This window comes from Brachyspira pulli, from assembly GCF_036997785.1.
Classification (GTDB): domain Bacteria; phylum Spirochaetota; class Brachyspiria; order Brachyspirales; family Brachyspiraceae; genus Brachyspira; species Brachyspira pulli.
The window spans coordinates 1-4,544 of sequence record NZ_JAWLQI010000112.1 but is presented as its reverse complement, the minus strand read 5'-3'; the positions used below and the strand labels follow the sequence as shown (position 1 = coordinate 4,544).

Sequence of the window (4,544 nt, the reverse complement as noted above, 5' to 3'; positions counted from 1 at the left end):
GTTTTTACTTTATTTTCTTTTTAATTTCATACTGTTATTTTTACACCCACCCAAGTTATTTTTAAATTTATAATGCCTGCACCGCACGTTAAATAAAATGAAATATATAAAATAATTATTAATTATTATTTTATATATAAAGCTCATTTACCGTGCGTTTAAAGAAATCAAAATATTAATAAAGAATTAATAAGTTGAAAAAAATATAACTTATACTAAAATACTAATAATATAATTTAGGAAATAAGAACTATGAAAAATATACTAAAAATATTTGTTATAACTATTTTTATACTTTCCAATATAGTATACGCTGAAGATAATAAAATTTATGTTATAAGAAAACAAGAATTTCAGGAAGTTAATAGATGGTATGCAGGATATATAAAAAAAGCTATAGATAAAGCTTATGAAGATAAAGCAGATTTAATAATACTAGAACTGGATACTCCAGGAGGACTTTTATCTTCTGCATTGTCTATAAAAAATTATATTATAGAAAGCGATGTACCTGTTGTAGTTTATATTAATAAAAATGCCTTATCAGCAGGAGCTTTGATATCTTTGAGTGCCAAAGAAATTTATATGTCTGACGGAAGCGTAATAGGAGCAGCAACTCCAATATATGTAAACGGAAATGAACCTAAAAAAGCTAGTGAAAAAGAAGTGAGTGCAATGCGTGCCGCTATGAGAGCATCGGCTGAAGCAAATAATAAAAATGCAAGAGCAGCTGAAGCTATGGTTGATGAAACTATTGTTTTGAATAGAAAAAGCGATGGTATAGATTTGGACGATAAAACATTATTAACATTAAGTGCTGATGAAGCTGTAAAAATAAATATAGCTGATAAAAAAGCTAACTCCATAGAAGAAATAATAAAATTAAAAGGTTTAGATAAAAATTACACTATAGTTGATATAGAAGAAGAACAATACGATTCAGTATTAAAATTCTTACTAAATCCATTTATATTAAGCCTTTTAATATCTATAGGAATAGCAGGAATATACTTAGAAATAAAAACTCCCGGATTTGGTGTAGGAGGAGTAACTGCTATAGTAGCCTTCTCTGTATTCTTCTTTGCTCAATTCTTATCAGGAGATAGTAATTTATTAGCACCTGCAATATTTGTATTGGGAATAATACTTTTGGGAGTTGAAATATTTCTTATACCGGGATTTGGAGTTACTGGAATACTTGGAATAATAGGAATTGTTTCCAGTATATTTATATCCTTTGGTATTAATAATATAGCAGCTGCCACACTTGTTATCTTTATATCATTAATAGTTGATATAGTACTAATAATATTAATAGCTAGATTCTTTGTAAAATCAAAAGATTTAAAAAGAAATGTTATATTAGACAGTGATACATCAGGATATAATTCAAGCGTTTCTTATAATGATCTTCTAAATAAGGAAGGAATTGCTGATACTTTCTTCAGACCTTCTGGATATATTATTATAGATGATAAAAAATATGATGCTATAAGCGAAGGTGAATTTATAGATAAGGGCAGTAAATTAAAAGTTATATTAGTAGAAGGAAATAAAATAGTAGTAAAAAAACTTATTTAAACTATTAAAAATATGCTAGGAATTTATTTTGAAAAATTCTAAAAATAAATTCCTAGCATATAATAATCTTATATAATTTCATTAATACTATCCTTAAAAAATATTATTATATACAAAAATCAGTATATAATATTTTTTAAGCCATTGAACTAAAAGCTTTAACAGAAGATATATCTATTCTAAGCTGTAATACATATCTTTTTCCATCACGTCCTATAGCATAAGTGTATCTGCTTGATAATGGAGATATACTGCTTCCCTGCTGGCTTATTCTTTGAATGTTAGTTTGAGCTGCTTTTTGAGGAACAGCTTGAACAGGTGCTGTTTGTGTATTATTTATATTGCTGATTTTATTAACTGTCATACTAATAACTCCTTTATTTAGTACTATGTTAACATATTAACGGTAATATAAAAAAAAGCTTGATAACTTTATTATAATTTGTATAAAATTGTTAATTATGGCGTTTTTATATACTGTATGAACATCTGATTATATTATTACAAATTAACATTAGTATTTATCTTTAATCATCAAAAATATGTATAAAATGTATTATATAATGTTTTACATTTTATTTACAATTATGTATTTTGTGTAAAATTTATTTAAATAATATTTACAAAACTATAATATTGTGCTATACTTTAAATATAAGGAAAATGTCTTAACAATAAAATAATAAGGAGGAAATAAATGAAAAAATTAGGACTTATAACTTTAATATCTATGTTTATTATTAGTATTAATCTTTATTGTTTTGATTTGATAGAAGACACTTTTGATTTTATATTTGATGATTTGGCTAAGATAATTGGCATCATTGTTATAATAGGCGTTGCAGTATATTTTTTGAAAAAATACATGAATAAAGATAAAAATACTGATGATAAATGATAAGTAGATATGATTTACTTTAATTAACGGAGAAAATAGATAATGAAAAAATTAACAATCACAACTTTAATATCTACTTTTATTATACAAAGCAATCTTTATTGCTTTGATTTACTAGAAGATGCTTTTGACTTTATTGAAGATATAGCAAAACTTGTGGGAATAGTTTTGATGATTGTTGTAGTAATGTACTTCATAAAGAAATTCTTAAAAGATGAAAATACATCTGGAAGAATGAGAGATTATGATAATAACAGAAGAATGAAAAGAAGACGTCATGATGATGAAGATGATTATTATGATGACTACGAAGATGAAAGAGAATATAGAAACAGAAGAAGACGCAGAGAACTATATAATGAAAGAGATAATAGAAACGATATAAGTGAAAGAAGTAAAAGAAAAAATGCTATAGTTAATGATGATCAAGTATATGAATATGATATGAGAGATTATGAAAGACGTGAAAAAAAATTGCCTGGAAGTATTGACCCAAGAGAAAATGATCCCAGATATGAAAAGGTATATGAATTAAAACCAGAATATAGATTAAAGTCAGAAGTTAGAAAGAAAAAATAATTTATATTTTATAAGGGGGGAATATGAAAAACAATGTAATTACAAAATCAAAACCTGTTATAATTGCAGTATCAATTATAGCATTAATAGCTTTATTAGTAATAGCAAATAGATTTCTTGGAATACAGTATTATCTTTTTTACTTTCTTCATAATTTAGATGATGTTGCTGAGATTTTATTGAAGCTATCAATATCAATAGCAGTGATAGTTTTGGCAATAGCTTTTATAAAAAAGATGTATGATAAATTTGATGATAGAAAATATGATAATAAACAAGAAAGTTCATCTGATGATACTAATTTTATAGTGGCAAAAAAACATAGAAAAACTATTATTATAGCTGCTCTAGTTTTATTAGGATTATTATTTGTATCACTTATCGTATTTTCATCAAGATTTTATGGAATGTATTATATACTTCATAATTTAGAAGATATTTTTGAGGTATTATTTCAGCTTGCTATTGTTGTAATAGTAATAGCATTTTTAGCTGTTTTCTTCAAAAAAGTTTGGAATAAAATCTAATAATATATATACCTTCATGATAAAAGCGTAAACCATTTTATATTGTTATAAAGTGATTTACGCTTTTTTATTAATGATAAATATAATTAATTACTCATTTATTTCGTCATCATCATCTACAGTTTCATCAACGCTTACATTATTGCTCATAATATAATCCCTGTTTAAGAAGAATAATGACATAATAACTTTGAAATATATATCAAATATGTAAAGTACAATCATAGAAATAAAATAAGTTAATAATCCTTCCCTTGTATCTATAGAAGTAGAAAGGAATGTTATTGAATATACTCTTTGAAAGAAGAATATAAATGTAAGTATAAATAATACCTTAAAAAATTTAGGCTTAGCTAAGTAGAAAGAATATTTCAAAGCATTGATTCCCCAAGTATGTCTTAAAGCACAAACATTCTGAATAAATACAAATAATATTATTAATGCTACTCCGGGAACTATAAAGAATGAAAGACCTAAAAATACAAGTACAAAGTACATAAAAGAGGTTACTAATGCTGGGAATATAAAATTAAAACTTTTTAAAATAGCCCAAGTAGCCGTTTTCCTTCTTTTATAAACTAATCCTTCTACTAATAAAGATACTGCTATTACAGACAATGTATCTAAAAACCAAGAAAGGAATATATTTATATAAAAACCTATAGTTACATCATTTTGAAACCACTTAAGAATATCTTCCGCTGTTTTTACCTTTTCAGGATCAAACATTCTTACAGGAAAATATATACTTGTTAATATCAAAGGCAAAGAACATATTAATGCCAATATTAAAAAATTAGTAAAATTAGATATAAATAAAGAAAAAGATACAGTGAATAAATCTAAAGTTTCAAATTCTCTTTTTTCTAATTCCTTTCTCAATGATGTCATAAAATTCCTTCAAATACAGATTTGGTATTTATTGTAACCTATACCAATCAAAATTACAAATTTTTTTA

6 protein-coding genes are annotated in these 4,544 nt (G+C 24.8%); 4 read left to right on the top strand and 2 right to left on the bottom strand.

Going from position 1 to position 4,544, the window contains the following annotated elements; translation table 11 throughout:
- Window positions 1-252 precede the first annotated feature (252 nt).
- Window positions 253-1,581, top strand: a complete 1,329-nt coding sequence (locus R4K56_RS14455) for an NfeD family protein (protein ID WP_335757332.1) — start codon at window positions 253-255, stop codon at window positions 1,579-1,581.
- Window positions 1,582-1,717: 136 nt separating this feature from the next.
- Here the strand turns inward: R4K56_RS14455 and R4K56_RS14450 are convergent, their stop codons facing one another.
- The gene (locus R4K56_RS14450; protein ID WP_335773161.1) at window positions 1,718-1,945 is read right to left on the bottom strand and encodes a hypothetical protein; all 228 of its coding nucleotides are present in this window, start codon (window positions 1,943-1,945) and stop codon (window positions 1,718-1,720) included.
- A gap of 333 nt (window positions 1,946-2,278) precedes the next feature.
- Between R4K56_RS14450 and R4K56_RS14445 the strand changes: the two genes are divergently transcribed.
- From R4K56_RS14445 to R4K56_RS14435, 3 genes are read left to right on the top strand one after another with little or no spacing between them, the layout of a single operon-like run.
- Window positions 2,279-2,479: a hypothetical protein gene (locus R4K56_RS14445; protein WP_335757333.1), complete on the top strand. Its 201-nt coding sequence runs from the start codon at window positions 2,279-2,281 to the stop codon at window positions 2,477-2,479.
- A 42-nt stretch (window positions 2,480-2,521) separates the two neighbouring features.
- Window positions 2,522-3,058 carry a hypothetical protein gene (locus R4K56_RS14440; RefSeq protein ID WP_335773160.1) on the top strand — a complete coding sequence of 179 codons (537 nt, stop codon included), beginning with the start codon at window positions 2,522-2,524 and terminating at the stop codon, window positions 3,056-3,058.
- Between the two features lie 23 nt (window positions 3,059-3,081).
- Window positions 3,082-3,585: a hypothetical protein gene (locus R4K56_RS14435; protein ID WP_335773159.1), complete on the top strand. Its 504-nt coding sequence runs from the start codon at window positions 3,082-3,084 to the stop codon at window positions 3,583-3,585.
- A 90-nt stretch (window positions 3,586-3,675) separates the two neighbouring features.
- Here R4K56_RS14435 and R4K56_RS14430 read toward each other — a convergent pair whose 3' ends face one another.
- The gene (locus R4K56_RS14430; RefSeq protein ID WP_335773158.1) at window positions 3,676-4,476 is read right to left on the bottom strand and encodes a hypothetical protein; all 801 of its coding nucleotides are present in this window, start codon (window positions 4,474-4,476) and stop codon (window positions 3,676-3,678) included.
- Window positions 4,477-4,544: the final 68 nt, after the last annotated feature.

Bases quoted from the DNA above. Each gene is read 5' to 3' on its own strand.
- R4K56_RS14445 (WP_335757333.1), top strand. From the start codon at position 2,279: ATGAAAAAATTAGGACTTATAACTTTAATATCTATGTTTATTATTAGT.
- R4K56_RS14455 (WP_335757332.1), top strand. From the start codon at position 253: ATGAAAAATATACTAAAAATATTTGTTATAACTATTTTTATACTTTCC.
- R4K56_RS14440 (WP_335773160.1), top strand. From the start codon at position 2,522: ATGAAAAAATTAACAATCACAACTTTAATATCTACTTTTATTATACAA.
- R4K56_RS14435 (WP_335773159.1), top strand. From the start codon at position 3,082: ATGAAAAACAATGTAATTACAAAATCAAAACCTGTTATAATTGCAGTA.
- R4K56_RS14450 (WP_335773161.1), bottom strand. From the start codon at position 1,945: ATGACAGTTAATAAAATCAGCAATATAAATAATACACAAACAGCACCT.
- R4K56_RS14430 (WP_335773158.1), bottom strand. From the start codon at position 4,476: ATGACATCATTGAGAAAGGAATTAGAAAAAAGAGAATTTGAAACTTTA.